This is a genomic window from Constrictibacter sp. MBR-5 (genome assembly GCF_040549485.1).
Taxonomy (GTDB): Bacteria; Pseudomonadota; Alphaproteobacteria; order JAJUGE01; family JAJUGE01; genus Constrictibacter.
Window position 1 is genome coordinate 188,578 of record NZ_JBEPTK010000004.1, and the last position, 26,904, is coordinate 215,481.

The window sequence follows — 26,904 nt, forward strand, 5'->3', positions numbered from 1 at the left end:
CCGCCTCCTCCGCGACGGCGGCCACTCTTGCGCCAGGGGGAAGGCCGGTCAAGGCGCGCCGCAGTCGGACATGGCCAGATAGAGGGTTCCGTCGGAGCGGCAGTTCCGCTAGCGTCGGAGCAGATCCACGGAGCAAATCCGGGACAATGGCCGGTCGGGCGCGACGCGCCGGTGGCCGGCAAAAAGAACGCTTCATGCTCGGGAGAGGGAACGACATGCGCAATACAGTCAGCAGAATCGCGGCCGCGGCAGGCGTCGCCTGCGCCCTGACGATCGGCATCGCCGGCTCCGCCGCAGCGGAACGCCTAGTGTTCATGACCGGCCCGGCCGGAGGGTCGTGGTACCCGCTGGGTGCCGCGATCAAGAACATCGTCGAGCAGGAGGTTCCGGGCACCACCGTCGACATCCGGCCCGGTGCCGGCCTGATCAACATCCGCGGCGTGTCGGAAGGCAAGGCCGACCTCGGGATGGGCAACGTCATCTCCACCGTCGACGCGATCAACGGCAACCCGCCGTTCGAGAAGAAGGTCGAGGGGCTCTGCAATCTCGCCGCGATGTACCAGCAGTACGCGCAGCTCGCGGCGGTCGACCCGTCGATCAAGACCTGGGCCGACCTGAAGGGCAAGAAGTTCGCCACCTTGCCGCGCGGCAATACGACGGAAGTCGCGGCCCAGCAGCTTCTCAAGGCTGCCGGCTTGACCTACGACGATCTCGCCCTCGTCAACTTCGCGTCGATCACCGACCAGGTGAACATGGCGAAGGACGGCCAGGTCGACGCGATCTTCAACATCACCGCCGTCCCCGCCGGCGGCTATCTCGACCTGTCGAACTCGCGCACCACGCATCATGTGCGCATCACCGACGAGCAGTTCGCCAAGATCAAGGAGGCGAATGCCGGCTGGGGCCGCGTGAACATCCGCGCGAACGCCTACCCCGACCAGTCCGAGCCCGTGCCGATCGCCGGGTTCCCGATGCACATCATCGTCAACTGCAAGACGATGTCCGAAGAGACCGCCTACAACATCACGAAGGCCCTGGCGAAGCGTGTCCAGGAACTGGGCTCCGTCAACAAGAGCCTGGCCAACTTCACCACCAAGGAAATGGCCATCGACGTGGGCGTGCCGCACCATCCCGGCTCGGCCAAGTATTTCAAGGAAGCCGGAGCGCTCTGAACCAACCGCAGCGGGCCGCGCCGGCCGTATAGGGCCGGCGCGGCCGCAGTGGCGGCGTAGAGCGGGGTCAACGCTGTACCGGAAGCAGGGCCGGTACAGGTCAGGGATGGGAGCCGGCGTCAGATGATTGCGGATTGGCAGCGTCCAGCCGTGTTCGTACCGACGGTCATCGCACTCGCGATGGTCGCATTTCATTTATGGGTCGTTTTCACCGGCGCGCCGGAAGTGTTCCACTTCCGCGGCACGCATCTCGGCTTCGGCCTCGTCCTGACCTTCCTTTGGTACCGGACGTTCACCGACGCGCAGGGAAGCAAGCGGCTGATCGGCGGCATCGTCGACGCCACCCTTCTCGTCGTCTCCCTCTGCGCCATCGGCTACCTGTTCGTCGAGCACGACTACATCCTCGACCGGTTCGCCTACATCGACGAGCCGCGGGTGATCGACTACGTGCTCGGCATCGGCCTCATCATCGCGGTGCTCGAGGGAACGCGCCGCATCGTCGGGACGGCCCTGCCGATCACCGCCCTGCTGTTCCTGCTCTATGCATGGTTCGGGGCCGGCGTGCGGCCGGGCGAACTCCTCGACCAGATGTACCTGACGACCGAGGGCCTGTTCGGCATCCCGATCGCGGTGTCCGCGACCTACGTCGTGCTGTTCATCCTGTTCGGATCGCTGGTCGAACGCACCGGCACCGGGCGCCTCTTCATGGATTTCGCCCTGGCGCTCACCGGATCCGCCGCCGGCGGTCCGGCCAAGGTCGCCGTGATGACCAGCGCCCTGTTCGGCACGGTCTCCGGCAGTTCGACCGCGAACGTGATGACCACGGGGGCCTTCACGATCCCGCTGATGAAGCGGCTCGGTTACAAGCCGCCCTTCGCCGGTGCCGTCGAGGCCGTCGCCTCGACGGGCGGCCAGATCCTGCCGCCGATCATGGGCGCGGCCGCCTTCGTCATGGCCGAATTCCTGGCGGTCAGCTACCTCACCGTCATCCTCATCGCGCTTCTGCCCGCGCTGCTCTACTTCATCGCGGTCTTCGTCGCCGTGCATTTCGAGGCGAAGCGGCTCGGCCTGAAGGGCCTGCCGAAAGCGGACCTCCCGCGGATGAAGGAGGTGCTGCTCCAGCGCGGACACCTGTTCCTGCCGCTGTTCATCATCGTCGGCGTCCTCGTCGCGGGTTTCAGCGCCGCCTATGCGGCGACGATCGGGTTGCTCTCGGTGGTGCCGATCGCGATGCTGCGGAAGTCCACCCGGGAGGAAGTGACCCCGGCCGCCGTGCTGGACGGCCTCATCTCCGGCATCCAGAATTCTCTCCAGGTCGTCGCCGCCACGGCGTGCGCCGGCATCGTGATCGGCGTCATCTCGCTGACGGGCGTCGGCGTCGTCTTCTCGGCCTTCGTGATCGGCCTCTCGCAGAGCAGCCTGATCCTGGCGCTCATCCTGACGGCCCTCGCCGGTATCGTCCTCGGCATGGGCCTGCCGACGACGCCGGCATATATCGTTCAGGTCGCGCTCCTCGTCCCGGCCCTGGTGAAGCTGGGCGTGACGGTCGAGGCGGCGCACATGTTCGTGCTCTACTTCGCCTGCCTGTCGGCCATCACGCCGCCCGTCGCGATCACCCTCTACGCGGCAAACAGCCTGTCGGGGGCCGGCCTCTGGAACGGCGGCATCGCGGCGATCAAGCTGGGCGCGACCGGCTACATCATCCCCTTCATGTTCGTCTACGGCCCCTCGCTCCTGCTCATCGGCGAGTGGGACGCGATCGTCACGACGAGCCTGACGGCCCTGCTCGGTGTGATCCTGCTTGCAGCCGGGCTGCACGGCTATTTCATCCGGACGTCGACCTGGTGGGAGCGGCTGCTGATGGTCGCCGCGGCGTTCGTGCTGATCAAGCCGGGCCTGCTCACCGACGGCATCGGGCTCGCCCTACTCGTCTTCGTCATCGTCTCGCAGAAGTACCTGCGCGCGCCCGAGCCGCAGCCGGCGGTCGCCGGCCAATAGCCGCCTGCCTGACCTGCGTGAGCCGCCCGCCGGAGCGGGCGGGCGGCGACGCGGTACCTGGGGTTTGTCAGCCAGCCACCTTCAGCCTATCTGATGATCTGGAGGGCGAGATGGCCGCAACGCGGAACGACAGACCGGTTCGTCCGGTAGAGACGGCGAAGACCTCGGGCGATGTTCAGGCCTTCCTCCGGAAGGTGGCAGCGGCGCCGGCCCCGGCGGCCGGCGGCTCGCGCGGGAGGCTGATGTTCGCCATGGATGCGACCGCCAGCCGCCAGCCCGCCTGGGACCGCGCCTGTCACATTCAGTCGGAAATGTTTCACGCGACGAGCACGATCGGCGGCCTCGACGTGCAACTGGTCTTCTACCGGGGCTATGGCGAGTGCAAGGCCAGCCCCTGGGTTTCCGACGCCGCCACGCTCGCGCGCAAGATGACCGGCGTCTCCTGTCTCGGCGGCAGGACGCAGATCGGCCGCGTTCTCGCTCACGCGGCGAAGGAGTGCCGGGCGAAGCGCGTGAACGCCCTGGTGTTCGTGGGCGATGCGTTCGAAGAGGACATCGATGCCGTCTGCGCCCAGGCCGGCGAACTCGGCCTCCTCGGCATGCCGGCCTTCATGTTCCACGAGGGACCGGATCCGGTCGCGCGCAACGCCTTCGAGCAGGTGGCACGGCTGTCCGGCGGCGCCTGCTGCAGCTTCGATGGGTCGAGCGCCGAGCAGCTCAAGGCGCTGCTCGCCGCGGTCGCGGTCTTCGCGGCCGGCGGCATGAAGGCGCTCGAAGACTATGGCCACCGCGCGGGCGGAGAGGCCGCGCGGCTCTCCGGGCAGCTGCGCGCCCTGCCGGGTCGCCGGTGACAGCTGGCCCGGTCGACCTGTACGACACAGAGCCCAGCTGATGCCCTGGTTCCTGCTCGGCATTCTGCTCCTGTTCGGCGGCCTGCTGCTCACGCGTTGGTTCGTCCAGGCGACGCCGGCGCAGGCGGCGACGGTGCTCCGGGTGCTCGCGCTGATCGTCGGCGGCAGCGTCGTGCTGGTGCTGGCGGTCACCGGGCGCCTGGCCTATGCCACCATGCTCGTCGGCGCGCTGCTCCCGCTTTTCCTGCGGCTGCGGAACCTGCGGCAGATGTGGCGCAATGCCACAGGCCCGTCCTCCGGGCAGCGCTCCGAAGTCAGCACGCGCTGCCTGCGCATGACGCTGGACCACGACACCGGGGCCATGTCCGGCACCGTGCTGGAAGGCGAGTACCGGGGCCGCAGCCTGGAGGAGCTCACCGAGGCCGAGCAGATCGATCTGCTGCACGCCCTGCGGGTGGAAGATGCCGAGTCGGCCGCGCTGCTCGAGGCCTACCTGGACCGCATCAGGCCCGAATGGCGGCAGGCAGCCGGCGGAACGGGCGGTGAATCCCGGGAACGGCCTGCCTCGGACGGCACCATGACGCGCGAGGAAGCCTTCCGCATCCTCGGGCTGGAGCCGGGGGCTTCACCGGAACAGATCAAGGCTGCCCACCGCGCGCTGATGCAGAGGCTCCACCCCGATCGCGGCGGCTCCACATGGCTGGCGGCGCGCGTGAACGAAGCGAAAGCACTACTTCTCGGCGGCTGAGAAACCGTTCATCGTACTGCAGCGTTCATGCGGTAACGCCGTGTCTTGTCGACCCTACGGGGGCATGGCACAACGAAACCGTCCACCGCGAAGGTCTGGCCAATGAGACGTCGTGTCCGCACAGCGGTTCTCCCCGTCGCCGGCCTCGGCACCCGTTTCCTGCCGGCGACGAAGGTCATGCCGAAGGAGATGCTGCCGGTCGTCGACAAGCCGATCATCCAGTATGCCATCGAGGAGGCCCGGTCCGCGGGCATCGAACGCTTCGTCTTCGTCAACGGGCGAGGCAAGAGCATGCTCGAAGACCATTTCGACATGGCCTACGAGCTTAACGCGGCGCTGAGGGCGCGCGACAAGATGGACCTACTCAAGGTCGCGGACGCGGCGACCCTGCCGCCCGGTGCCATTTCCTCGGTGCGCCAGCAGGAGCCGCTGGGTCTCGGCCATGCGGTCTGGTGCGCCCGCGATCTGGTCGGCGACGAGCCCTTCGCGGTCATGTTGCCGGACGAACTGACCCTGTCGGAGCCGTCCTGCATGGCCGGGCTGATCGGCGCCCACGAGCAGACCGGCGGCAACGTCATCTCGGTGATGGACGTCCCGCGCGAGCACACGTCGCGCTACGGCATCCTCGACACCGGCGACGGCGAGGGCCCGTTGTTCGAGGCGAAAGGCATGGTGGAGAAACCGTCGCCCGACAAGGCGCCGTCCACCCTCGCCATCATCGGACGCTATGTCCTGCTGCCCGAGGTGTTCGAGCATCTGGCACGCAAGGAGCGCGGCGCCGGCGGCGAGATCCAGCTGACCGACGGCATGGCGCGGATGATCGGACAGAAGCCCTTCCACGGCCTGCGCTTCGAGGGCCGCCGCTTCGACTGCGGCGACAAGGCCGGATGGCTCGAGGCCAACCTCGCACTGGCACTGGAGCGGCCCGACCTGGGCGATTCCGTGCGCTCGTTCCTGCCCCGCTACGCGCGCTGACCGTCTCGACCCTGCCGCGGCCGACCATCACGAGGATAAGATGAGCAAGCTCGACGCCCACCGCTTCGACCCGACCGTCCTGCGCGAGTACGACATTCGCGGCACGATCGGCGAGACATTGAGCGCGGTCGACGCGCGCGCCATCGGCCGGGCCTTCGCAAAGGTGCTGTCGCGCACCGGGGGCAGGCGCGTCGCCGTCGGCTATGACGGCCGCGTCTCTTCCCCCGAACTGGAGCTGGCGCTGGTCGACGGCTTGGTGAAGAGCGGTTGCGAAGTGCTCCGGATCGGCCGGGGACCGACGCCGATGCTGTACTTCGCCGTCTGGCACCTGGGTGCAGACGCCGGAATCATGATCACCGGCTCGCACAATCCGCCCGACCAGAACGGCTTCAAGATGATGCTCGGCAAGAAGCCGTTCTACGGCGAGCAGATCCAGGAGATTGGCCGCATCGCCGCCGAAGGCGACTTTGTCGACGGCAAGGGCGGCGAGGAGAGCGTCGCCGTCGTCGACCCCTATCTCGACAAGCTGATCGAGGCCTATGCCGGCAAGAAGCCGCTCAAGGTCGCGTGGGACAACGGCAACGGCTCCGCCGGCGAGGTTCTGCAGGCGATGGTGGCGCGCCTCCCCGGCGAGCACATCCTGCTGAACGAGACGATCGACGGCACCTTCCCGGCGCACCACCCGGATCCGACCGTCGCCGAGAACCTGGAGCAGATCCAGGAGGCGGTCACGAAGAACGGCTGCGACATCGGCATCGCCTTCGACGGCGACGCGGACCGGATCGGCGTCGTCGACGGCCAGGGCCGTATCGTCTGGGCCGATCAGCTGCTGATCCTTCTGGCGCGCTCCGTGCTGAAGGACCATCCCGGCGCGACGATCATCTCCGACGTGAAGGCCAGCCAGATCCTGTTCGACGCGATCGCCGACGCCGGTGGCAAGCCGCTGATGTACAAGACCGGCCACTCCCTGATCAAAAGCAAGATGGCCGAGACGAAGTCGCCGCTCGCCGGCGAGATGAGCGGACACATCTTCTTCGCCGACCGCTGGTACGGTTTCGATGACGCGCTCTACGTTGCCGTCCGGACCCTTTCCATCCTGGCCTCCACGGACAGCAGCTTCGCCGACTTCCGCGACAGCTTGCCCGCCCTCGTCAACACGCCGGAACTGCGCTTCCCCTGCCCGGAAGCCCGCAAGTTCGCCGTCGTCGCCGAGGTGCGCGATCATCTGGCGGCCGAGGGGGCGGATGTCGACGGGATCGACGGCGTGCGGGTGAAGACGGCCGACGGATGGTGGCTCCTGCGCGCTTCCAACACCCAGGCCGTCCTGGTCGCCCGCTGCGAGGCGAAGGACGAAGCGGGCTTGGCACGCCTGAAGACGGCCCTGGCGAACGAACTCGCGGCGACGGGTGTGGCGGTACCGGCCTTCTGACCCGGTCATCGTTGCGGTTCTTCTTCTACGGGACCCTGCTCGACCCGGACGTCCGCCGCGCCGTGCTCGGTACCGCAACAGAGGCTGGCATGCCGGCCGCGCTGGACGGCTGGCGCCGCGTCTTCGTTCGCGGCGACTGCTATCCGGTCATCCGGCCCGCCCGAGGTTCCACCGTGGACGGCATGGTGTTCGCTGGGGTGAATCTCGAGGGCGCGCGCTTGCTGCGGCAATACGAGGGGCCGTCCTACCGCGAGCGTCGTCTGACCGTCCGCGGTGCCGACGGCGGCATTGTCAGTGCCGCGGTGTTCGTGCCGAAGGACGCCGGTGTCGCGACGGGCGGGCCATGGACGCTCGCCTCCTGGCGGGTGCGGCACAAGCGCCCCTACCTGCGCCGCGACGGGTTGGTTGCCGCGGCGCGCGGTCGCGCTCCCCTGGACAGGTGAGCCCGCCGCCCCCATTGCTAGATACAGAAGTCGCCCAGGTCCTCCGAGGAGCGCCGTCCGTGCCCCATATCGTCCGAGCCGCTGCCCCGGTTACCGGCGCCTCCGCGCCCCGCGCCTTGTGGCCCGCCATCATGCGCGGCCTAAGGCGCCGCTGCCCCGCATGCGGCGAGGGCCACAGCATGCGCGGCTATCTGAAGCCCAAGGACTGCGAGGTCTGCGGCGAGGCGCTCGGCAGCATCCGGGCGGACGACCTGCCGCCCTATCTCACGATCTTCATCGTCGGCCACATCGTCGTGCCGCTCGCGCTGATGCTCGAGAAGGCGTCGTCGCCGCCGCTGTGGATGCAGATGACGCTCTGGCCGACGGTGACCGCGATCCTGTCGCTCGCTATGCTGCCCTACGTGAAGGGTGCCGCCATCGGCATCTTCTGGGCACTGCGGCTGCGCGGGGATGAGCATCAGTAAGCGCCGGAAGGCGACCGCCGACATCGACGAGCCGTTCTGGCGGCACAAGTCCCTGGCGGAGATGACGGCGGCGGAGTGGGAATCGCTCTGCGACGGCTGCGGCAAGTGCTGTCTGCTGAAGGTCGAGTACGAGGACACCGGCGAGGTCTTCCCGACCAGCGTCTCGTGCAAGCTGCTCGACCGCGACACCTGCCGCTGCTCGGACTATGCCGACCGCAAGCGCCACGTCCCCGACTGCATCCAGCTCACCGCGGCGATGGTCGACAATCTCTCCTGGCTGCCTTCGACCTGCGCATATCGCCTGCTGTCCGAGGGCAAGGCGCTGGCCTGGTGGCATCCGCTCGTTTCCGGCAGCGCAGAGACAGTGCACGAAGCGGGCATTTCCATTCGCCAACGCACCATCTCCGAGGACGAAGCGGGCGACGAACTCCAGGACTGGATCGTTGACTGGAAGCTCTGAGCCGGATCTCGTCCGTATCGACGCAGGCGGCGGGCGTTCGGTCGAGATCGCTGTCCAAATCAGCGCCCGCGCCCGCCGCCTCAGCCTGCGCGTCGATCCCGTCCGCGGCGGGGTAATCCTGGTTCTGCCATCGCGGCGCATGCGCGCCGAGGGGCTGCGCTTCGCCGAGAGCCGCGCCGGCTGGATCCTCAGTCGCGTCGCGCGCGTGCCCGACCGCGTCTCTTTCGCCGACGGCGCCGTCATACCCGTCCGCGGCACCCCGCATACCCTGCGCCATCTCCCGGCCGGCCGCAGTCTCCTTGCGGTCGCCGACGGCGAGATCCGTGTCGGCGGGCCAGTGCATCTGCTCGAACGGCAAGTGACGACTTGGCTGCGGGCCGAGGCGCGTCGCATGCTGGTGCCGCGCAGCGAGGCCGCCGCCGCCCGCATCGGCAGCACCGTCGCCAAGGTTACGGTTCGCGACACGCGCAGCCGCTGGGGCAGTTGCTCTTCAACCGGCGCCCTCTCCTACAGCTGGCGCCTCGTCCTCGCACCGGAGCATGTGCTCGACTATGTCGTCGTGCACGAGGTGGCGCATCTGCGCGAACTCAATCACGGCCCCCGCTTCTGGCGGCTGGTGGCCGAATTGATGCCGGATCACGCCCCCGCCCGCCGCTGGCTCAAGGCGAACGGCGCGGCGCTCCACCGATACGGCTGATCAGAACAGCGCGGCGAGGCGCGTGCTGAGGGCGCCGCGCTCCTGCACCGCCACATCCCGCAATCCCAGCCAGACGGCCATCGACCGCAGTTCTTCTGCGAGGGCCTCCGCGACCGCGCCCTGATCCGCCTTCGCCTCCGGGTGCGCGCCCATGACACGCAGCAGCCCCGCTGCCCTATCCGCCTTGAGGTCGACCCGGGCCACGAGCCCGTCGCCGAGCAGGAATGGCAGCACGTAGTAGCCGTGCACCCGCTTCTCGGCCGGCGTGTAGATCTCCAGCCGATAGCGGAAGCCGAAGAGCCGCTCGGCCCGGTCACGCTCCCAGACCAGCGAATCGAACGGCGACAGCAGGGCCTGCGCGCGTATCCGCCGCGGCACCCGCGCGTCGGGCGCCATCCACGCCGGCCGCTCCCAGCCCTTCACGGTCACGGGGATCAGTTCGCCGGCCTCTTCCAGCTCGGCCAGCCGCAGCTTCGTCTCCGCCACGTCGAGGCGGAAATAGTCGCGCAGGTCGCGCTCGGTCGCGACGCCCAGCGCCGCGGCGGCGACCTTCAGCAGGCTGCGCTGCGCCTCGTCGACCGGCGGTGTCGGGCGATCGACGATCTCGGCCGGCAGCACCCGCTCGGTCAGGTCGTAGACGCGTTCGAAGCCGCGGCGCGTCGCCGTCGTGATCCGGCCGGCCCAGAACAGAAACTCCGCCGCGCGCTTGCCCTCGCTCCAGCCCCACCAGCCGCCCTCGCCCTTGCCGCCCTCGGTGATCTCGCCCGCCCCCATGGGCCCGCGCTGGACGAACTCCTCGTAGACCGTCTCGATGAAGTCGGCCCGCTCCCGCCCGAACCGCGCCAGCCCGCCATAGATGCCCTCGCCGCGCACCGCCCGCTCCATCCGCCAGCGCAGCGACGGCTGCAGGTCGAGCGGAATCAGCGACGCCTCGTGCCCCCAATACTCGAACAGCTGCCGCCGCCGCCCATATGCGGCACCGTCCAGCAGCGCCGGATCGTAGGCGCCGAGTCGCGAGAAGCCCGGCAGGTAGTGCGACCGCACCAGCACGTTGACCGAATCGATCTGGATCAGGCCGACCCGATCGAACACACGCCGGATGTGCCGCGCCGACGGCGCGGGGGGCCGCCGGTCGGCGAAGCCCTGTGCCGCCAGGGCGACCCGCCGCGCCTCGGCGGCCGAGATCGTCTCGGGCGCGATGCGGCGGGCCGTGTCGTATCCGCTGTCCATGGGCTCGGTCGGGAAGAGGCAGGGCGGACATCTTCGCCGGCTGCCGACTTCCCGCGCAACCCGGCTTCCGCCTCAGGCGAGCGCTGCCTCCGCGCCGGCCTTTGCACGGACCGGGATCTTCAGATAGTGGACGCCGTTCGCTTCCGCCTTCGGGAAATGACCGGCGCGGATGTTCACCTGGATCGAGGGCAGCAGCAGCGTCGGAGCCGAAAGCGTCGCGTCGCGCTTGGTCCGCATGGCGACGAACGCGTCCTCGTCCACGCCGTCGCGGACATGCACGTTGCCGGCGCGCTGTGCCGCCACTGTCGTCTCCCAGGCATAGGCGTCGCGGCCCGGCGCCTTGTAGTCGTGGCACATGAACAGCCGCGTCTCGGGCGGCAGGCTCAGCAGGCGCCGGATCGAACGGAAGAGCTGGTGCGCATCGCCGCCGGGAAAGTCGGCGCGCGCTGTCCCGTAGTCGGGCATGAAGAGCGTATCGCCGACGAAGACGGCATCGCCGATCCTGTAGCTGATGTCGGCCGGCGTATGCCCGGGCGTGTGCAGCACCTCGACCTCGAGCGCACCGATGTGGAACCGCTGACAGTCGTCGAACAGGGCATCGAAGTCGCTGGCCTCGGCCTCCCCTTCCGGCATGTTGAAGATCGGCCTGAAGATCCGCTGCACGTCGCGGATATGCGCGCCGATGCCGACACGCGCGCCCGTCCTGCCCTTGATGTAGGGGGCGCCGGAGAGATGGTCGGCATGCGCATGGGTCTCCAGCGCCCAGACGATCCGCCATCCCTCCGCGGCCGCCGCGCGAAGAATGGCCTCCACCGACCGTGTGTCGACCTCGCCCGCCTTGTGATCGTAGTCGAGCACCGGATCGATGACCGCCGCCTCCCGCGTTTCGGGGTCGGCGACGAGATAGCTCACCGTGTTGGTGGGCTCGTCGAAGAAGGCGCGGATCTCTGGACGGGACGCGGGACCGGACTGAACCGACATCGATCGTCTCCTGTGCTCGAAGCTTGACGATTACATTAGGCGAACCTAATTTAGTGAAATCTAATTTATAGGAAGGTGATGCGCAAGATCGCACACGATCTCTCGCCGGCCGAATTCGCTGCCAAAGCGTCGCAGGTGGCGGGCGTCCTGAAGGCGCTGGCCAACCCGCACCGCTTGGCCATCCTCTGCCATCTGGCCGAGGTGGGCGAGTCGACGGTCGGTGCGTTGACGGAGGCGATCGGGCTCAGCCAGTCCGCCCTCTCCCAGCATCTCGCCCGCATGCGCCAGGAGGACGTGGTCGCTTTCCGGCGCGAATCGCAGACCCTCTGGTATCGCATCGGCGACCCGCGCATCGCCGACCTCATGGCGGAACTCTATCGCCTCTACTGCACCCCCTCCTCCCGTCCCGCATCCGAAACGGAAGTATCGAAGCCATGCAGCCGGTGACACCCGCCCAGGCGAACGCCCTGATGCAGAAGGGCGCCTTGTTGATCGACGTTCGCGAGCCCGACGAACATGCACGCGAGCACATTCCGGGCTCGCACCTCGCACCGCTATCGCGGATCGACTCTCAGGCGCTGCCGTCCGGCGCGCCGCTCGTCTTCCTCTGCCGCTCCGGAGCGCGCACCGCCGCCAGTGCCGGTCGCCTGGCGGCGGCGGCGGGTGGCGAGGCCTATCTCCTCGAGGGTGGCCTCGAGGCCTGGAAGCGCGCCGGCCTCCCCATTGAGGTCGACACGCGCCGGCCGCTCGAACTGATGCGGCAGGTGCAGATCGCGGCCGGATCGCTCGCGCTGACGGGAGCCATTCTCGGCTTCGCCGTGGATCCCCTTTTCCACCTCCTGTCCGGATTCGTCGGGGCTGGCCTGATCTTTGCGGGGGTCACGGGGTGGTGCGGCATGGCACGCCTCCTGATGCTCGCCCCCTGGAACCGCTCCGCGGCTGCGTGAGACTTCATGGACCATCTTGCTGTGGACGCCCTGACCGGGGCGTCCGGGTCGCTCGTCGGCCTCGTACTCGGCCTGGTCGGCGGCGGCGGGTCGATCCTCGCGGTGCCGCTGCTCGTCTATGTCGTGGGGATCAAGTCCGCCCACGTCGCGATCGGGACGAGCGCCATCGCCGTCGCGGTCAGCGCCCTCGCCAACCTGCTGATGCACGCACGCGCCGGGAACGTGAAGTGGCGCTGCGCCCTGGTCTTCACCGTCGCCGGGGCGCTCGGTGCCGTCGGCGGCTCCATGATCGCCAAGATGATCGACGGACAGAAGCTGCTGGTCCTGTTCGGTGTCCTGATGCTCGTCGTCGGCATCATGATGCTGCGGCGCGGAGCGGGTGACGGCGATCCGGCCGTGACGCTCTGCCGCGAGAATGCGCGCAGGCTCCTGCCGCGCCTCACCGCCGGCGGCTTCGGCGTCGGCAGCCTGTCCGGCTTCTTCGGGATCGGCGGCGGGTTCCTGATCGTGCCGGGCCTGATGCTGTCGACGGGCATGCCCATCGGCTACGCGATCGGCTCGTCCCTGGTCAGCGTCACCGGCTTCGGTGCGACCACAGCGTCGAGCTACGCAGTCTCCGGGCTGATCGACTGGCGGGTCGCGGCTCTGTTCGTGTCGGGCGGCATCCTGGGCGGTCTCGCCGGAACGACGCTCGGCCGCCGCCTCGCCCGGCAGAAGCGCACCCTCGGCTTCATCTTCGCCGGCGTCGTGATCATCGTGGGCGTCTACGTGGTGGCACGCGCGCTGCCGCCGCTGCTGGCCGCCTGACGAAGGCGGCCGCGGCGGCGGCGCCCCCGCCTCAGAGGACTTCGAGCATCTCCGCCACCAGCGGGTGCCGGACCACGTCCTGCTTCGCCAGGCGGACGACGTCGATGCCGGGCATCGCCTCCAGCCGGCCCGCGATCTCGCCGAGGCCGGACAGTTCCGGCAGCAGGTCGGACTGGTCCGGGTCCCCCGTGATCACCATGGTCGAGTGCCAGCCCAGTCGGGTCAGCAGCATCTTGATCTGGCCGTAGGTGCAGTTCTGCGCCTCGTCGATCACGATGAAGCAGTTGTTGAGCGTCCGGCCGCGCATATAGGCGATCGGCGCGATCTCGATCGACCCGTCTGCCATGAGGGTCTTGAGGCGCTTGCCGCCCAGCCTGTCGCCCAGCGCGTCGTAGAGCGGCCGCAGATAGGGATGCAGCTTCTCCTCCATCGTGCCCGGCAGATAGCCGAGACTCTCGCCCGCCTCCACCGCCGGGCGCGACAGGACGATGCGCGCAACCTCGCCCGCCTCGAACGCTTCGACCGCGGCGGCGACCGCGAGGTAGGTCTTGCCGGTTCCCGCCGGTCCGAGCGCCAGCGTCAGATGGCTGCGCGCCATCGCCTCCATCAGGCGTTTCTGGCCGATGCTCTGCGGCCGGACATGGCGCACGAAGCTCTGGTCACGCTGGGCGTCGATCGGGTTCCAGAGGCCCCCCTCGATCGGGGTCAGCTGGTTGCGGTGGTCGTCGAGACGCACGGCTGCGCCGGCACGGCTGGAACGCTTTGCCATCGGGACCTCTGTCGCTGAGGAAGGAACGGACAAAAAAACGGCGCCTTCCGCTGGGAAGACGCCGCCGTCGTCGGAGCCGGCCCCGGCTGCCCGCGCTGCGGACAGTCCCGTTGCCTCATCGGCAGAACCGGGGCCTGCCTGGCCCCGACCCGTCTGATCTCGGAAGGATGATGCGGATGCCACCGCTGCCCAGTCCCCCATAAGCTCCCGAGGAAAGCCTAGCGCAGCATGCGGGGATTGGCACCAGTTTTTGTGTGACGGTTCCTTGAACCTACCAGATGCGGCGCGCCTTCACGCGACCCTGTAGCGATCGATCACGCTCCGGTCGATCTCGATGCCGAGGCCCGGCCCGGTCGGGATCTTGACGACACCACGATCATGGGCCAGCGGCGCACCCGCGAGGGCATCGCGGAAGGGGTTGAACGTCTGCTCGTATTCGAGGAGCGGCGGGATCGGCTTCAGGCAGGGCGGGCAGTCGGGCAGCGACGCCAGGAAATGCAGCGTGGCGGCCATGCCGACGGCGGTTCCCCAAGCGTGCGGCACCAGTTCGACCCAGTGCGCCTGCGCCATCGCCGCGATCTTCTTGCATTCGGTCAGGCCGCCCGCGGCACAGACGTCCGGCTGGATCACGTCCATCGCCCGCCGCTCGATCAGATGGCGGAAGCTGTAGCGGGTGAACTCGTTTTCGCCGCCCGCAACCGCCATGTCGAGTGCGCGGGAGACCTCGACATAGCCGTCGATGTCCTCCGGCGAGATCGGCTCCTCGAACCAGTGGACGCCCAGCTTCTCCAACTCGCGTCCGATATTGATCGCCTGCGGGACGGTGAAGCAGTGGTTGGCGTCGACCATCAGCAGCACGTCGTCGCCGATCGCCTCGCGCACCGCGGCGACGCGCGCGATGTCGCCGCGCGGATCGCCCAGGCCGATCTTCATCTTGATCGCGCCGAAGCCGTCGGCGACGTAGCCCTGCGCCTCCTCCACCGCCTCCTCGACGATCCTGTCGAAGTCGCGGAAATAGAGGCCCGTCGCATAGGCCTGCACCGTGTCCCGGAAGCAGCCGCCCAGCAGCTTGTGCACCGGCTTGCCGCAGTCCTTGCCGATGATGTCCCAGAGCGCGATGTCCACCCCGCTGATCGCGGAGATGGTCATGCCGGTCAGGCCATAGTCCTTCACCTTGTTGTAGAGCGCTTCCCAGATCACCTCGACGTCGAACGGGTCGCGGCCGACGACGGACGGCTTCAGGAGGCTGTCGACGATCGTCTTGTTGACGGCGGCCGGACCGTAGCAGTCGCCCCAGCCCGTGATGCCGGCGTCGGTGCGGATCTCGACCAGACAGGCGCCCTTGGTCTTGTAGTACCAGCCGCGCGACGAGGTGAACGGTTCGTCCACGTCGACGGACAGCTGGTGCGTGACCACGTCGGTGATCTTCATCGCATCTCCTCCCCTGCCCGCGCCGCACTGCCGGCGGCTTCGGGCGCCGCGCGCGTCACACGGCCTTATGCCGCGCCGCGACGGTGTCCATGTCGTCGTCCGGACGGTCCATCGAGAAGACGTTGTCGACGACCGTGTAGTCCATGTAGCCCATGCGGGCGATCGGCCGGTACTTCATCATGTCGACCCGCCCGTCGACGATGATGTCGTCGCTGATGTGAACGCCGACGACACGGCCGAACACGACGTTGTTCTCGACCTTCGGGCTGGTGCTCGGCAGGCGGACGCGTTGCATGAAGACGCATTCCAGGCTGACCGGCGCTTCCTTCACCCGCGGCACCTTCACGTGCACGCAGGGCACCGGCGTCAGTCCGGTGAGCGCGAACTCGTCCACCTCGGGCCCGACATGCGCCGAGCTCAGGTTCATCTGCTCGCGCAGGTCGTAGTTGCACAGGTTGACGACGAACTCGTTCGTCTTCTCGATATTCGACAGCGTGTCCTTCACCCCACCCGCCGGCGGCGGCCCGTTCGGCGCGAAGACGATCGTCGGCGGGAACTCGGCCACGGCATTGAAGAAGCTGTACGGCGCGAGGTTGAGCACCCCGTCGACGCTGTGGCTGCTGACCCAGGCGATCGGCCGCGGCGCCACCAGCGCCTTCAGCGGATTGAACTTCAGGCCGTGCTTCTTCGGATCGTCGTAGAACATGCCCAACCTGTCCACTGCGTTTGATTGTCCGCGAGTGTGCCCCACGGGCTACCGCAGCACAACGACATCGGCCTTATGAGCATGGCCGCGTGGCCCCGAACTGGCATGGCCGGGGTTGGTGGGCTACCGGGGCTCGCCTATTATCGGGCTATCAGATTGTCGGCGCCTCGGGCGCGCCGTCTCCGGTCATTAGGGAATGTGTCGCCATGGGACAGTTCGGTTTCGGACAGGCGGTGCGTCGCGTCGAGGACGTGCGGCTCGTCACGGGGCGTGGGCGCTACACCGACGACATGACGCTCGGGCGCCAGACCTATGCCTACATGCTGCGTTCGCCCTACGCGCATGCGCGCATCGCCAGTGTCGACGTGTCCGCCGCGAAGGCGGCACCGGGCGTACTCGGCGTCTATACCGTCGACGACCTGGAGGCCGACGGCATCGGCGGCATTCCCTGCCTGGTGCCCATCAAGAGCACCGACGGCAGCCGCATGTATGCGCCGCCGCGCCCGCTGCTGGCCAAGGGAGCGACCAAGCACGTCGGGGACGCGGTGGTGATGATCGTCGCGGAGACGCTGGACCAGGCGCGCGACGCGTCCGAACTGGTCGAGATCGACTACGAGATGCTTCCCGCCGTCGCCTCCACGGCGGCGGCGCTCGCCGCCGGCGCGCCGCAGGTCTGGCCCGAGGCGAAGGGCAATCTCTGCTTCGACTGGGAGATGGGCGATCGGGCGGCCGTCGACAGCGCCTTCGCTGCCGCCGCGCACGTCACCAAGGTGGATCTGGTCAACAACCGGATCGTCGTGAACTCGATGGAGCCGCGCAACGCGATCGGCGACTATGACCGCAACGACGACAAGATGGTGCTCTACACGTCGAGTCAGGGCGTGCACGGCCTGCAGCGCCAGCTGGCGAGCAACATCTTTAAGGTGCCAAACGCCAGGATCCGCGTCGTCACCCGCGACGTCGGCGGCGGCTTCGGCATGAAGATCTTCCTCTATCCCGAGCAGCCGCTGGTCATGTGGGCGGCGAAGAAGATCGGACGCCCGGTGAAGTGGACCGGCGACCGCGCCGAGGCCTTCACCAGCGACACCCAGGGCCGCGACCACGTCACCACGGCGGAACTGGCGCTGGACGCCGCCGGCAAGTTCCTCGCCATGCGCTTCTCGACGACCGCCGCACTCGGCGCCTACCTGTCGAATTTCGGGCCGTTCATCCCGACGATGGCGGGCGCCAAGCTCTACGCGGCCGTCTACACCACGCCGGCCGTGCTCTATCACGTCAAGGGCGTCTTCACGAACACCGTCCCCGTCGACGCCTACCGCGGCGCCGGGCGGCCCGAAGCGGCCTATGCCGTAGAGCGCCTCGTCGACGCGGCCGCGCGTGAGGTCGGCCTCTCGCCCGCCGAGATCCGCCGCCGGAACTTCATCCGGCCGGAGGCGATGCCCTACACCACCTGCCTCGGCTCCGAATACGACAGCGGCGACTTCCTGAAGAACATGGAGGACGCCCTCGCCCGCGGCGACTGGGACGGCTTCGAAGCACGCAAGGCGGACTCGGCCAAGCGCGGCAAGCTGCGCGGCATCGGCCTCGCGAGCTACATCGAGGCCTGCGGCGGCGGTGCAGACGAAAACGCCACCATCACCTTCGACGAGAGCGGCCACGTCACCGTGCATGTCGGCAGCCAGTCGAACGGCCAGGGCCACGAGACGGCCTACAGCCAGATCGTCGCCGACCAGCTCGGCATCCCGATGGAGCAGATCACCGTCTTCCAGGGCGACAGCGACCGCTACGGTTTCGGCCGCGGCACCGGCGGGTCGCGCGCCCTGCCGGTCGGCGGATCGGCCGTTCTGAAGGCGACCGAGAAGGTCATCGCCGTCGGCAAGAAGATCGCTTCGCGGCAACTGGAGGCGGCGGAGGCCGACATCGAGTTCGCCGACGGCAGGTTCACCATTGCCGGCACCGACCGCTCGGTCGAGATCACCGAGATCGCCAAATCGTCGTACATGCCGAACAAGGTCGACATCGCCGAGATCGATCCCGGCATCGACGAGACCGCCCGCTTCATGCCGGCGGAGGCGACCTATCCAAACGGCTGCCATCTGGTCGAGGTCGAAATCGACCCGGAGACGGGCATCGTCCTGATCGACCGCTATACCGTGGTCGACGATTTCGGCCGGGTCATGAACCCGATGATGCTGGCCGGACAGGTCCATGGCGGCATCGCCCAGGGCGTCGGCCAAGCCCTGCTGGAGGAGACGATCTACGACGAGGACGGCCAAATGGTGACCGGGTCCTTCATGGACTACTGCATGCCGCGCGCCGACAACCTGCCGCAGATCGACTTTTCGTATAATGAGGTGCCCTGCACCCGGAACCCGCTCGGCGTGAAGGGGGCGGGCGAAGCCGGTGCCATCGGCGCGCCGCCGGCGGTGATCAATGCCGTCGTCGATGCGCTGACGGACTACGGCGTGTCGCACATCGACATGCCGGCGACGCCGGCGCGCATCTGGTCGATCGTGAACGCGGGTCGGGCGCAGGCGGCGTGACCATCCGCACGACCGCGGACGAGCGGGCCCGGCTTCTCGACGCGGTCTGCGCCATGGCGCGACAGGCGGGCGAGGTGATCATGCCCTACTTCCGCGACCCGGAATTGGCGACGCGCCGCAAGGCGGACGCATCGCCGGTCACCGTCGCCGACGAGGAGGCCGAGGCCGTCATCCTCGCCGGCCTGACGGCGCTGACACCCGACATCCCCATCGTCGCCGAGGAGGAGGTCGCGGCGGGCCGCATCCCCGACGTCTCCGGCGGGCGCTTCTGGCTGGTCGATCCCCTCGACGGCACGAAGGAGTTCGTGGCGAAGCGCCCCGAGTTCACGGTCAACATCGCGCTCGTCGAGGACCGTCGCCCGGTGCTCGGGGCGGTTTACGTGCCGGCGGCAGACGAGCTGTACGGCGGCGGCATCGACGTCGGCGCCTTCATGGAGGCGGCCGGCGAAGGCCGGCGGTCGATCCGCGCGCGACGCATCGACACGAATGCGGTCACCGTCGCCGTCAGCCGCACCTATGGCAGAGGTACGAAGCTGTCGACGTTCCTCTCGCACTACAAGGTCACCGGCCAGATCGAGGCGGGCAGTTCGATCAAGTTCTGCCTCATCGCGCGGGGCGAGGCCGACATCTATCCGCGCTGGGGCGGCTCTTCGGAATGGGATACGGCCGCCGGACACGCCGTCCTGACCGCCGCCGGCGGATCGGTCACCGACACCGACGATACGGCGGAACTGGACTATGCGAAGCCGCGCTTCAGCAATCCGGACTTCATCGCCTGGGGACGACGGGACTGACCCGGCAGCTTCACCGAATGAGCGGCGGTCCTCGCTGACCGCGCAAAAAGAAAGGCCGGCGGGTTACTCCGCCGGCCTTCCTCATTTCGATGAACCGTCCGATTACTGAAGGACGATCTCGACGCGGCGGTTCTGCGGCTCGCGGACACCGTCGGCCGTCGGGACGAGCGGATCGCTCTCGCCCTTGGCGAAGACGGCGATGTCACGCTCGCTGATGCCGTTGCGGATGAGTTCCGCACGAACGGCCTGCGCGCGACGTTGCGACAGACGCTGGTTGTAGGCCGGCGAGCCGGAGCGGTCGGTATGACCCGTGACGTTCAGGCGGGTGACACGAGCCGACTGCGCGTTCTGCGCGGCCGTACGGACGATCCGCTGGGCTTCGCTGGTCAGGTTCGACCGGTCGAAGTCGAAGAACACCAGGTAGGAGCGGACGACCTGCTGCGGTGCAGGCGCGGGCGCGGGGGCCGGCGGCGGCGGCGGCGGCGGCGGCGGCGCAGCAGCGCGCGTCGGTGCCGGGGCGGGGGCGCCGAACGTGTAGCGGATACCCGCCAGGACGCTATGATGCTCCAGATCGTCGTCGATCTGAACGTCGCGACCCGGGTTCTCCTGGGTCATCTTGAAGCCGTCGACGACGAAGTAGCGATAGTCGACGAACGCAGTCATGTTCGGCGTGATCGCATAACCGAGGCCGGCGATGCCCTGATAGGCGAAGTTGGTGTTGCTGCCGAACGAGGTGTCGACATAGGCGGCACCGGCACCGGCACCGACATACGGCACCACCGGGAAGCCGAAGTCGAGATCGACGATCACGTTCGCCATGAGGCCGTACGTGTCGATGTTACGGTGGGCACGCTTGTTTGCGCTCTCCCAGGTGGAGTCACCGTCGGGATTGTTGCTGCGGAAATTGCCCTCGAGTTCGACGCGAGGCCAGCCGAAGTCGTAACCGAGCGACAGGGCGCCGAACCAGCCGGGGTTGTCGAACGTGACTTCGTTTCCGCCGGGAGGCGCGTTCAAGTCGGCATCCATCGCCCAGTCGGCACCGAGACCGCCCTGAACGTAGAAGCCGGTGTTCTGCGCCGTCGTCGTCTGCGCCATTGCAGCGGCTGGCAGCATCACCGCCATCGCGCCGATCAGATAGCGTGTCTTGAACCTCATTGCCTTCAACCCCTTCGGTTGCGGGGCCATCCAGCCCCTCATCGAAACTATCAATTCTTAACCGCGGACCGTGTAGCATCCAATTTAGTCCCGCGGCATGTGCAGAGAACGCGGCAAACTGGAATGGGGTCTGCAACCGAACCGAATCGCCTCGAACCGTTGCTGTTTCGCAACAGCGATAGTGACGGATCTGCATGCCGCGGCTGGCCCGGCGCGAGAGCAGCGAGAGCCGGCCGCGGCCCAACCACCATATCAAGAACTGGCTGCACGATGCTGAATCCGTTCGATATGCCACATGTCGCGACGTTGTGCACGAAGCGACACGAATCGCTTGCGTCGGCGCTTGTCGCCGCCTGTCGTGGGTGGCAGAGTGCCTGCGCTTTCTCACGGAACGCGGGGTTGCGAAAGTGAAGAACTCGTCCTTCGGCATGGTGCGTTCGTTGGCCCTCGCCCTGGCGCTCGGGGGGACCGGGGCCGCTCCGGCGTATGCAGCGGTGTGCGCGTCTGCGAAGGATCGCACCGCCCTCGAGACGCGCATGCTGCAGACCGACCTGGTCGTCGCCGCCCTCAGCTGCAACGAACGGTCGCGATACAACGCCTTCGTGAACCGCTTCAAAGGGGAAATCGGCGACGGCGGCCAGGGGCTGAAAGCGTTCTTCCAGCGGATCTATGGCAAGGATTCGACTCGTCGGCTGAACGCCTTCGTGACGGAACTCGCAAACGAGGCGTCCCAGCGGACGATCGCTTACCAGGGCGACTATTGCGGCGATGCCGTGAAGCGGTTCGACGCGGTGCTGCAACTGCCGCCGCGCGAGCTTTCCACCTTCGCCGCCACACAGGATTTCGCAAAGCTCCACGGCTATGAGAGTTGCGAGCCGGCGCAGATGGCATCCACGAAAAAATAGCCTCGCCGCGGGAAGCGCGGGTCGTCGGAAAAGTGCGGCAAACGTGAGAAGGGCCGGGAGATCAGATCTCCCGGCCCTTTTCCGTGCCGCAGATGCGCCGCAGCGCCTACTGGATGACGATCTCGACCCGGCGGTTCTGCGCCTCGCGCACCCCGTCGCTGGTGGGAACGAGCAACTCGTTCTCACCCTTGGCGTAGATCGCGATGTCGTCGGCCTTCACGCCGTTGCGGATCAGTTCGTTGCGCACCGTCTCAGCCCGGCGGCGCGACAGCTTGGTGTTGTAGGCAGCCGAACCGGCGCGGTCGGTATGACCGGTCACGTCGATGCGCGTCACGTCGACGCTGGCCGCGCTCCGGGCTGCCGTCTCGACGATACGGCGGGCGTCCGGGGTGAGAGCCGTCTTGTCGAACTCGAAGAACACGAGATAGGAGCGCACCACCGGCTCGGGCGCGGGTGCCGGCGTGTCGCTGATCCGCGGCGGCGGCGGCGGCGGCGGCGCGGGGCGCACCATCTCGGGCTCGGCCGGCCGCGGCGCACCGAACATGTAGCGCACGCCGATCATGCCGGTGTGGTTCTCGTTCTCCACCTCCACGTCGAGACCACCGTCCGTGGTGCCCTTCATGTCTTCGGTGGCGAAGTAGCGGTAGTCGGCGAAAGCCTTCAGTTCGGGGGTCACGTCGTATGCGACGCCGAGGATCCCCTGGTAGGCGAACACCGTCTTGCTGTCGACGTCCTTCACTTTGGTCCGGGCGGCACCCACGCCGACGCCGGCGTAGGGCGTGATCGGCGTACCCGTGTTGAAGTCGTAGAGCGCGTTCACCATCGCGCTCCAGTTCGTCATCGTGCCCTTGTCGCAGCCGGCCACAGGGCAGTCGTCGCCCTTGTTCTCGCGGTAGCCGCCTTCGAGCTCGAGACGGGGGCCGCCGAAGGCGTATCCCGCGGTCACGGTGGCGCCCCAGCCGGAGCCGTACTCGATCTTGCCGTCGACATCACCTTTGACGTCGGCATCGGGCTTGAAGTTGTAGGCGCCGCCGGCACCGACGTAGAAGCCGCTGTTCTCGGCCTGCTGCGCGAGTGCCGCCGCAGCGGGCAGCACGACCACCGCTGCCCCGAGAAGAAGGCCTGCCTTTCGGATCATCGAGCGCGATTCCTAAAATTGAGCGGGGAAACTGGCGGAGGCCCCATTTCATTCAAGGTCGCGTCGCCGTGCCAGTCGCGCACGCCCCCCGGCGACGATCACACGATACGCGGCGACCATTGGGCACGCACCCCTAAAATCGTCGATGTCGGCGGCGGGGATACCCTTTGTGGCCCAACCGACACAGGTGTGCCGATTGTGCTGCGGCGCGGTGGATGCCGGCCGCGGACGTGTCGTAGGCCTGACACCGACAGACAGCGGGAAACAGTCATCGTGCCCTTCGAAGAATCGGCGATCCTCGGGTTCGACGCCAGCCGCGCGGAAGCCGCGCAGGTGAACGCCGCGCTGCAGGCTATCGCTGCCGCAGACAGCCCCCGACGGCGCCGCCGGGAGGGGCATCTTGTCCGCCTGCCGCAGCCGAAGGGTGCCCCGGTGGAAATCGGCGTCGTCTCGCGCCAGCGGGCGACCCTCCTCATACTGCGTGAAGCCGGAAGGTTTCCGCTCGTCCAGGAGCGACGGATGTCGGCGCCCGCCGGCAGCGCGGATCTGGACTGGCCCTTCATGCTCGCCGGCCTGAAGGTCGCGCATGCGATCGACGACCTGCCCGCAGCGATGACCGACGGCGTGCCGTTCGCCACGACGCGCACCGAAACAGCCTTTACCTACGAAGGCGTGGCCATGGTCTGCGTCACGCACCCGCTGGTGGACGGTCGCCGCCGCATCGAACTGATGGCCGACGTCGCGCATGCCGACATGCTGCTGCGCTTCGGCCTCCGCCTCCATGAGGCGGTCGGCCTCCCGATCGCATGGCCGACCGACGAGACGGCCGTCTCCTCGCCCATCGATCTCGACGAGGCAGAGACTTCCGCCGACGCCTTCCGTGCGATGGCACTCTCCTGCCTGCACCAGATCGTCGCCAATCGTGCGGGCGTGGTGGAGGGCGCGGCAGAGGGCGTGCACCAGATGCGAGTCGGCGTGCGCCGCCTGCGGGCACTGCTCAGCCTCTTCGCGCCCGTCTTCGAGCCGATCGCGCACGCGGAAAAGAAGGAGTCGCTGTCCGACTTCCAGAAGCTGCTCGGCCCCATGCGCGAATGGGACGTGTTCATCGCCGAACTGCTGGAACCTCTCGCTCAGCAGGTACCCGAGGCGGACGCCCTCGATCACGCCCGCGATGCGGCACTCGCCGAGCGGGAGGTCGCGCATGCGGCGGCGGCGGCGGCGGTTCAGGCGCCCTCATTCGCTGCCCTCATCCTCGACACGGCCGCATGGATCCTCGCACCCGGCTCCTACTTGCCTGAGGCCGAAGAGCCGATCGGCCCGTTCGCCGCGCGGATCCTCTCGAAGCAGCACCGCAAGCTCAAACGGCGCGGTCGCGAGCACGCCGAAGCGGCGCCGGAGGTGCTGCACAACGTCCGCATCCAGGCGAAGAAGCTCCGCTACGCCATCGAATTCTTCGGCAGTCTGCACCCGCGCAAGAAGCAGAAGCGCTTCCTGAAGCGGGTGAAGGCGGTACAGGATGCCCTGGGCGTGGTGAACGATGCCGCCGTCGCTGCCGACCATGTCGCGGTCCTCACGCATCGCCTGCGCGAGGCGAACGTCGATCCGGCGCTGGTCGGCGAGGCCGCCGGCCTGATCCGGGGCTGGCAGCTGGCGAAGACCGGAAGCGAGCGCACGCGTTTCGCGGGCGTCTGGAAGGATTATGCCGGCCTGTCGCGCTTCTGGACCTGATCCGGGTCGGCAAGGTCCGCGAAGCGTGCGAGATCCTTCGGGCGAACGAACGCCGTGAGACGCGCCGCGCCGGTGCCGAGATCGGCCCAGGCGCCCTCGCTGCACTCGAACACCGCCAGCGCCGCCGTCGGAAATTTCCGGCGCAGGCGGGCGAGCGCGTCGGCGTCCGAATCCCCACGCGCCAGTCGGCAGGCCAGATCCTCCATCCCCGGATTGTGCCCGATCAGCATCGCCGTTCCGGCCGTCTCCGGAAGGTCGCGCAGCACCTTCAGCAACCGGACCCACGGGGCCTCGTAAATACTCCGCGGATAGTGCGCCTCCGGCGGCCCGTCCAGGAAAGGCGCCACGATGTCCCATGTCTGCCGGGTGCGCAGCGCGGGCGAGCACAGCACCACGTCCGGGCGCAGGCCTGCGTCCGCAAGCCAGGCGGCGACCAGCGGCGCCGCCTGCCGCCCGCGCGGCGCCAGCGGCCGGTCGAAATCCGGCAGGCTCGCATCCTCCCAACTCGACTTGGCGTGACGCAGAAGGCAGAGTCTGCGGGGGCCCTCAGCCATGGCCGGTCGCGTAGACGGTAGACCCGCCGACCATGACGCGCGCGAGCCGGGGCACCACGCCGCCGTCGCGGACGACCAGGATGTCGGCCCGCGCGCCCGGCCTGATCTCGCCCCGGTCGTGCAGCCCGACCGCAGCGGCCGGCGCCGCCGAAACGAGCCGCCATGCGTCCGCGAAGCTCACCTTGCCGGTCGTCGCGAGCTTGAACGGCGCATTGAACAGCGACGGGTAGTGATAGTCGGAGGCGAGGATGCCGCAGAGCCCCTCGGCGACATAGTCCGCGGCCCCGCCATTGCCGAGATGGCTGCCGCCGCGGACGACGTTGGGAGCGCCCATCACGACGAACTCCCCGGCGCCCGCGGCATCCACCGCGGCGCCGCGGTCCATGGGGAACTCGCAGACCATCGCCCCGAGGGCGCGATTGTGCCGCCGCTGGGCGACGGAGGTCTCGTCGTGCGCCGCGATCGGCACCCCCGCCTCGCGCGCAACGCCCGTCAGCGTCTCGATCGCCGCCGGCACCTCGCGCCGCCGCTCCATCGCTGCGAGGCAGAGCTCCCGGAACCGCTCGGCGGAGACGCAGGCCCGGTCGGTGTACTTCGCCAGCGCATCAGGCCGGTCGAGCCGCGACGCGATCGCCGGGGTGTGATCGTTGAGCGCCAGCAGGTGGATGCGGCCCGCCCTCATCCCCTCGGCGACCTCGTCGACCGCATCGAGATTGTCGGCCTCGTAGCGCAGGTGCACGCGGTGATCGACCAGAACGGTCGGCGCCAGCCGCGCGAAGCCGTCGAACAGCTCGCGCATGGTCGCGACGCTGCGCAGCCCCGGCTCCCACGAGCAGGTGATGCCGTGGAACGCCGTGGTGATGCCGGCGGCCGCGAGCTGCGCATCGGTGTCGAGCAGCGCGATGTCGATCGGCACCCGGACGCCGGGCCGCGGCATGACCTGACGCTCGAAGGCGTCGCCGTGGAAGTCGACGATGCCCGGGAGGACCAGGGCGCCGCCAACGTCGATCTCGGCGGCAGCGCCGTCACCCGAACCGCCGACCCCAGCGATCTGACCGTCCTGCACTTCGACGCTCGTTTCCTCCAGGCCGCCGCCTGCGACGAGCACGCGCCCGCCGACGAGTCTCTGCCGCATCCGATGCTCCCTCTTGTCCGTCCGGCTCAAGGCTCGAAGACGAGTTGCATGCGATCGCCCGCGAAGCGGCAGATGCCGTATTCGACCGGGCTTCCGTCGGTATCCGTGTTGATCGATTCCGTCTGAAGCAGCGGCCGGGTCGCCGGCTGCTGCAGGATATGGGCCTCGTCCTGGCTCGGCATCCGCGCCGTCACCCGCGTCACCCGGCGGACATAGTCGGCGACGCCCAGCCGCGCCAGCGAGGCGGTGATCGACTGGGTCGCACGGTAGGAATCGATCATCGCCGGAAAGCGTTCGGCGCAGAAATAATGCAGCCCGATATTGACCGGCCGGCCGTCCACCTCGCCGACCCGCTCGATCAGCGTCACCGGCCGGCCCGGCTTGAGGTCGAGCGCGGCAGCGACCGGTGCGGGTGCCGGCATCGTCGCGGCGCGCAGCAGGCGTCCGCCGGGTGCGCCACCGACGCGCGCGACATTCTCGCTGAATCGCGTCCGCCGTCCGACGGCATAGTCGATGACGTTCTCCTGGACGAAGGTGCCGCGGCCCTGTTCCACGCGGACGAGGGCGCGCGCCGCCAGTTCGGCGACCGCCCGGCGCAGCGTGTGCCGGTTCACGCGGAACCGCGCAGCGAGATCCGCCTCGGTCGGCAGGCGCGCCCCGGGCGCATGGTCGCCGCGCGCGATCTCCTCCTCCAGGGTGCGGGCGATCTGCCGCCAGAGCGCGAAGCCGCCGCCACGCTCGAGGCCGCGCCCGGCCTCGTCGGCACCGTCCGCCGCCGCATCGGCGAGAGCGCCGGCTTCCGTCACGAACATGTCACCGAACTCCGCTTTACATCCCGGCTGTC

General features: G+C 68.5%; 27 protein-coding genes. 17 read left to right on the forward strand and 10 right to left on the reverse strand.

The features are described 5' to 3' along the window. The first annotated feature begins 215 nt into the window (after positions 1–215). From ABIE65_RS10945 to ABIE65_RS10990, 10 genes are all read left to right on the forward strand, one after another. Positions 216–1,172, forward strand: coding sequence for a TAXI family TRAP transporter solute-binding subunit (locus tag ABIE65_RS10945; RefSeq protein WP_354077677.1), 957 nt, complete (start codon positions 216–218; stop codon positions 1,170–1,172). A gap of 123 nt (positions 1,173–1,295) precedes the next feature. Next, positions 1,296–3,170 (forward strand): TRAP transporter permease, encoded by a 1,875-nt coding sequence (locus ABIE65_RS10950; RefSeq protein WP_354077679.1) that lies wholly within the window; start codon positions 1,296–1,298, stop codon positions 3,168–3,170. Positions 3,171–3,280: 110 nt separating this feature from the next. Next, entirely contained in the window at positions 3,281–4,021 is a 741-nt protein-coding gene (locus ABIE65_RS10955) for a vWA domain-containing protein (protein ID WP_354077681.1), read from the forward strand. 40 nt (positions 4,022–4,061) lie between these two features. Continuing rightward, positions 4,062–4,769 carry a DnaJ domain-containing protein gene (locus tag ABIE65_RS10960; RefSeq protein WP_354077683.1) on the forward strand — a complete coding sequence of 236 codons (708 nt, stop codon included), beginning with the start codon at positions 4,062–4,064 and terminating at the stop codon, positions 4,767–4,769. A 102-nt stretch (positions 4,770–4,871) separates the two neighbouring features. Next, positions 4,872–5,744, forward strand: coding sequence for a UTP--glucose-1-phosphate uridylyltransferase GalU (gene galU, locus ABIE65_RS10965; protein ID WP_354077685.1), 873 nt, complete (start codon positions 4,872–4,874; stop codon positions 5,742–5,744). A gap of 40 nt (positions 5,745–5,784) precedes the next feature. Next, the gene (pgmG, locus tag ABIE65_RS10970) at positions 5,785–7,173 is read left to right on the forward strand and encodes a phosphoglucomutase/phosphomannomutase PgmG (RefSeq protein WP_354077687.1); all 1,389 of its coding nucleotides are present in this window, start codon (positions 5,785–5,787) and stop codon (positions 7,171–7,173) included. A gap of 11 nt (positions 7,174–7,184) precedes the next feature. Further along, positions 7,185–7,616, forward strand: coding sequence for a gamma-glutamylcyclotransferase family protein (locus ABIE65_RS10975; protein ID WP_354077689.1), 432 nt, complete (start codon positions 7,185–7,187; stop codon positions 7,614–7,616). A gap of 179 nt (positions 7,617–7,795) precedes the next feature. After that, on the forward strand, positions 7,796–8,080 hold the full coding sequence (locus tag ABIE65_RS10980) for a DUF983 domain-containing protein (protein WP_354077691.1): 285 nt from the start codon (positions 7,796–7,798) through the stop codon (positions 8,078–8,080). Continuing rightward, positions 8,067–8,540, forward strand: a complete 474-nt coding sequence (locus ABIE65_RS10985) for a YcgN family cysteine cluster protein (RefSeq protein ID WP_354077693.1) — start codon at positions 8,067–8,069, stop codon at positions 8,538–8,540. The genes ABIE65_RS10980 and ABIE65_RS10985 overlap by 14 nt, the downstream gene beginning before the upstream one ends. After that, positions 8,524–9,237 carry a M48 family metallopeptidase gene (locus tag ABIE65_RS10990; RefSeq protein ID WP_354077695.1) on the forward strand — a complete coding sequence of 238 codons (714 nt, stop codon included), beginning with the start codon at positions 8,524–8,526 and terminating at the stop codon, positions 9,235–9,237. The genes ABIE65_RS10985 and ABIE65_RS10990 overlap by 17 nt, the downstream gene beginning before the upstream one ends. On the opposite strand, the gene ABIE65_RS10995 is transcribed toward ABIE65_RS10990, so the two are convergent. After that, positions 9,238–10,467 (reverse strand): winged helix-turn-helix domain-containing protein, encoded by a 1,230-nt coding sequence (locus tag ABIE65_RS10995; protein ID WP_354077696.1) that lies wholly within the window; start codon positions 10,465–10,467, stop codon positions 9,238–9,240. Positions 10,468–10,539: 72 nt separating this feature from the next. Further along, on the reverse strand, positions 10,540–11,448 hold the full coding sequence (locus ABIE65_RS11000) for an MBL fold metallo-hydrolase (RefSeq protein ID WP_354077698.1): 909 nt from the start codon (positions 11,446–11,448) through the stop codon (positions 10,540–10,542). Between the two features lie 78 nt (positions 11,449–11,526). Between ABIE65_RS11000 and ABIE65_RS11005 the strand changes: the two genes are divergently transcribed. Genes ABIE65_RS11005 through ABIE65_RS11015 form a run of 3 tightly spaced genes read left to right on the forward strand, consistent with a single transcriptional unit; the run spans position 11,527 to position 13,202 of the window. Next, positions 11,527–11,895 (forward strand): ArsR/SmtB family transcription factor, encoded by a 369-nt coding sequence (locus ABIE65_RS11005; RefSeq protein WP_354077700.1) that lies wholly within the window; start codon positions 11,527–11,529, stop codon positions 11,893–11,895. After that, the gene (locus tag ABIE65_RS11010; RefSeq protein WP_354077702.1) at positions 11,883–12,395 is read left to right on the forward strand and encodes a rhodanese family protein; all 513 of its coding nucleotides are present in this window, start codon (positions 11,883–11,885) and stop codon (positions 12,393–12,395) included. Before ABIE65_RS11005 ends, ABIE65_RS11010 begins: the two co-directional genes overlap by 13 nt. A 6-nt stretch (positions 12,396–12,401) precedes the next feature. Continuing rightward, entirely contained in the window at positions 12,402–13,202 is an 801-nt protein-coding gene (locus ABIE65_RS11015; protein ID WP_354077704.1) for a sulfite exporter TauE/SafE family protein, read from the forward strand. 31 nt (positions 13,203–13,233) lie between these two features. Here the strand turns inward: ABIE65_RS11015 and ABIE65_RS11020 are convergent, their stop codons facing one another. The 3 genes from ABIE65_RS11020 to ABIE65_RS11030 form a co-directional block, all read right to left on the reverse strand. Continuing rightward, the gene (locus tag ABIE65_RS11020; protein ID WP_354077706.1) at positions 13,234–13,971 is read right to left on the reverse strand and encodes a PhoH family protein; all 738 of its coding nucleotides are present in this window, start codon (positions 13,969–13,971) and stop codon (positions 13,234–13,236) included. Positions 13,972–14,262: 291 nt separating this feature from the next. Next, complete coding sequence (locus ABIE65_RS11025; protein WP_354077707.1) at positions 14,263–15,402, reverse strand: mandelate racemase/muconate lactonizing enzyme family protein; 1,140 nt, start codon at positions 15,400–15,402, stop codon at positions 14,263–14,265. A gap of 55 nt (positions 15,403–15,457) precedes the next feature. Next, positions 15,458–16,108: a flavin reductase family protein gene (locus tag ABIE65_RS11030; protein ID WP_354077709.1), complete on the reverse strand. Its 651-nt coding sequence runs from the start codon at positions 16,106–16,108 to the stop codon at positions 15,458–15,460. A gap of 206 nt (positions 16,109–16,314) precedes the next feature. Between ABIE65_RS11030 and ABIE65_RS11035 the strand changes: the two genes are divergently transcribed. Together ABIE65_RS11035 and cysQ are read left to right on the forward strand one after the other, a co-directional pair. Further along, positions 16,315–18,651 (forward strand): xanthine dehydrogenase family protein molybdopterin-binding subunit, encoded by a 2,337-nt coding sequence (locus ABIE65_RS11035; protein WP_354077711.1) that lies wholly within the window; start codon positions 16,315–16,317, stop codon positions 18,649–18,651. After that, entirely contained in the window at positions 18,648–19,445 is a 798-nt protein-coding gene (cysQ, locus tag ABIE65_RS11040) for a 3'(2'),5'-bisphosphate nucleotidase CysQ (protein WP_354077713.1), read from the forward strand. Before ABIE65_RS11035 ends, cysQ begins: the two co-directional genes overlap by 4 nt. A 102-nt stretch (positions 19,446–19,547) precedes the next feature. Here the strand turns inward: cysQ and ABIE65_RS11045 are convergent, their stop codons facing one another. Then, positions 19,548–20,600: an OmpA family protein gene (locus ABIE65_RS11045; RefSeq protein WP_354077714.1), complete on the reverse strand. Its 1,053-nt coding sequence runs from the start codon at positions 20,598–20,600 to the stop codon at positions 19,548–19,550. 194 nt (positions 20,601–20,794) lie between these two features. On the opposite strand from ABIE65_RS11045, the gene ABIE65_RS11050 reads away from it, so the two are divergent. Next, positions 20,795–21,505, forward strand: a complete 711-nt coding sequence (locus tag ABIE65_RS11050) for a hypothetical protein (protein WP_354077715.1) — start codon at positions 20,795–20,797, stop codon at positions 21,503–21,505. Positions 21,506–21,611: 106 nt separating this feature from the next. Here ABIE65_RS11050 and ABIE65_RS11055 read toward each other — a convergent pair whose 3' ends face one another. After that, positions 21,612–22,643, reverse strand: coding sequence for an OmpA family protein (locus ABIE65_RS11055; protein ID WP_354077716.1), 1,032 nt, complete (start codon positions 22,641–22,643; stop codon positions 21,612–21,614). A 273-nt stretch (positions 22,644–22,916) separates the two neighbouring features. On the opposite strand from ABIE65_RS11055, the gene ABIE65_RS11060 reads away from it, so the two are divergent. Then, complete coding sequence (locus ABIE65_RS11060) at positions 22,917–24,371, forward strand: CHAD domain-containing protein (RefSeq protein WP_354077717.1); 1,455 nt, start codon at positions 22,917–22,919, stop codon at positions 24,369–24,371. Here the strand turns inward: ABIE65_RS11060 and ABIE65_RS11065 are convergent. From ABIE65_RS11065 to phnF, 3 genes are read right to left on the reverse strand one after another with little or no spacing between them, the layout of a single operon-like run. Beyond that, a complete protein-coding gene (locus tag ABIE65_RS11065; protein ID WP_354077719.1) occupies positions 24,341–24,925 on the reverse strand; it encodes a SixA phosphatase family protein in 585 nt (194 codons plus the stop codon). The genes ABIE65_RS11060 and ABIE65_RS11065 overlap by 31 nt on opposite strands. After that, entirely contained in the window at positions 24,918–26,060 is a 1,143-nt protein-coding gene (locus ABIE65_RS11070; RefSeq protein ID WP_354077721.1) for an alpha-D-ribose 1-methylphosphonate 5-triphosphate diphosphatase, read from the reverse strand. Before ABIE65_RS11070 ends, ABIE65_RS11065 begins: the two co-directional genes overlap by 8 nt. 26 nt (positions 26,061–26,086) lie before the next feature. Further along, positions 26,087–26,872, reverse strand: a complete 786-nt coding sequence (gene phnF, locus ABIE65_RS11075; protein WP_354077723.1) for a phosphonate metabolism transcriptional regulator PhnF — start codon at positions 26,870–26,872, stop codon at positions 26,087–26,089. Positions 26,873–26,904 lie beyond the last annotated feature (32 nt).

What these genes read in the sequence shown, in the direction of transcription:
- ABIE65_RS11045 (WP_354077714.1), bottom strand. Translation starts at nt 20,600, where the DNA reads ATGAGGTTCAAGACACGCTATCTGATCGGCGCGATGGCGGTGATGCTG.
- ABIE65_RS10980 (WP_354077691.1), top strand. Translation starts at nt 7,796, where the DNA reads ATGCGCGGCTATCTGAAGCCCAAGGACTGCGAGGTCTGCGGCGAGGCG.
- ABIE65_RS11055 (WP_354077716.1), bottom strand. Translation starts at nt 22,643, where the DNA reads ATGATCCGAAAGGCAGGCCTTCTTCTCGGGGCAGCGGTGGTCGTGCTG.
- ABIE65_RS10950 (WP_354077679.1), top strand. Translation starts at nt 1,296, where the DNA reads ATGATTGCGGATTGGCAGCGTCCAGCCGTGTTCGTACCGACGGTCATC.
- ABIE65_RS11020 (WP_354077706.1), bottom strand. Translation starts at nt 13,971, where the DNA reads ATGGCAAAGCGTTCCAGCCGTGCCGGCGCAGCCGTGCGTCTCGACGAC.
- ABIE65_RS10995 (WP_354077696.1), bottom strand. Translation starts at nt 10,467, where the DNA reads ATGGACAGCGGATACGACACGGCCCGCCGCATCGCGCCCGAGACGATC.
- ABIE65_RS10985 (WP_354077693.1), top strand. Translation starts at nt 8,067, where the DNA reads ATGAGCATCAGTAAGCGCCGGAAGGCGACCGCCGACATCGACGAGCCG.
- ABIE65_RS11005 (WP_354077700.1), top strand. Translation starts at nt 11,527, where the DNA reads ATGCGCAAGATCGCACACGATCTCTCGCCGGCCGAATTCGCTGCCAAA.
- ABIE65_RS10945 (WP_354077677.1), top strand. Translation starts at nt 216, where the DNA reads ATGCGCAATACAGTCAGCAGAATCGCGGCCGCGGCAGGCGTCGCCTGC.
- pgmG (WP_354077687.1), top strand. Translation starts at nt 5,785, where the DNA reads ATGAGCAAGCTCGACGCCCACCGCTTCGACCCGACCGTCCTGCGCGAG.
- ABIE65_RS10955 (WP_354077681.1), top strand. Translation starts at nt 3,281, where the DNA reads ATGGCCGCAACGCGGAACGACAGACCGGTTCGTCCGGTAGAGACGGCG.
- ABIE65_RS11010 (WP_354077702.1), top strand. Translation starts at nt 11,883, where the DNA reads ATGCAGCCGGTGACACCCGCCCAGGCGAACGCCCTGATGCAGAAGGGC.
- ABIE65_RS11030 (WP_354077709.1), bottom strand. Translation starts at nt 16,108, where the DNA reads ATGTTCTACGACGATCCGAAGAAGCACGGCCTGAAGTTCAATCCGCTG.
- phnF (WP_354077723.1), bottom strand. Translation starts at nt 26,872, where the DNA reads ATGTTCGTGACGGAAGCCGGCGCTCTCGCCGATGCGGCGGCGGACGGT.
- ABIE65_RS11070 (WP_354077721.1), bottom strand. Translation starts at nt 26,060, where the DNA reads ATGCGGCAGAGACTCGTCGGCGGGCGCGTGCTCGTCGCAGGCGGCGGC.
- ABIE65_RS11015 (WP_354077704.1), top strand. Translation starts at nt 12,402, where the DNA reads ATGGACCATCTTGCTGTGGACGCCCTGACCGGGGCGTCCGGGTCGCTC.
- galU (WP_354077685.1), top strand. Translation starts at nt 4,872, where the DNA reads ATGAGACGTCGTGTCCGCACAGCGGTTCTCCCCGTCGCCGGCCTCGGC.
- ABIE65_RS11035 (WP_354077711.1), top strand. Translation starts at nt 16,315, where the DNA reads ATGGGACAGTTCGGTTTCGGACAGGCGGTGCGTCGCGTCGAGGACGTG.
- ABIE65_RS10960 (WP_354077683.1), top strand. Translation starts at nt 4,062, where the DNA reads ATGCCCTGGTTCCTGCTCGGCATTCTGCTCCTGTTCGGCGGCCTGCTG.
- ABIE65_RS11000 (WP_354077698.1), bottom strand. Translation starts at nt 11,448, where the DNA reads ATGTCGGTTCAGTCCGGTCCCGCGTCCCGTCCAGAGATCCGCGCCTTC.
- ABIE65_RS11050 (WP_354077715.1), top strand. Translation starts at nt 20,795, where the DNA reads ATGCCGCGGCTGGCCCGGCGCGAGAGCAGCGAGAGCCGGCCGCGGCCC.
- ABIE65_RS11065 (WP_354077719.1), bottom strand. Translation starts at nt 24,925, where the DNA reads ATGGCTGAGGGCCCCCGCAGACTCTGCCTTCTGCGTCACGCCAAGTCG.
- ABIE65_RS11025 (WP_354077707.1), bottom strand. Translation starts at nt 15,402, where the DNA reads ATGAAGATCACCGACGTGGTCACGCACCAGCTGTCCGTCGACGTGGAC.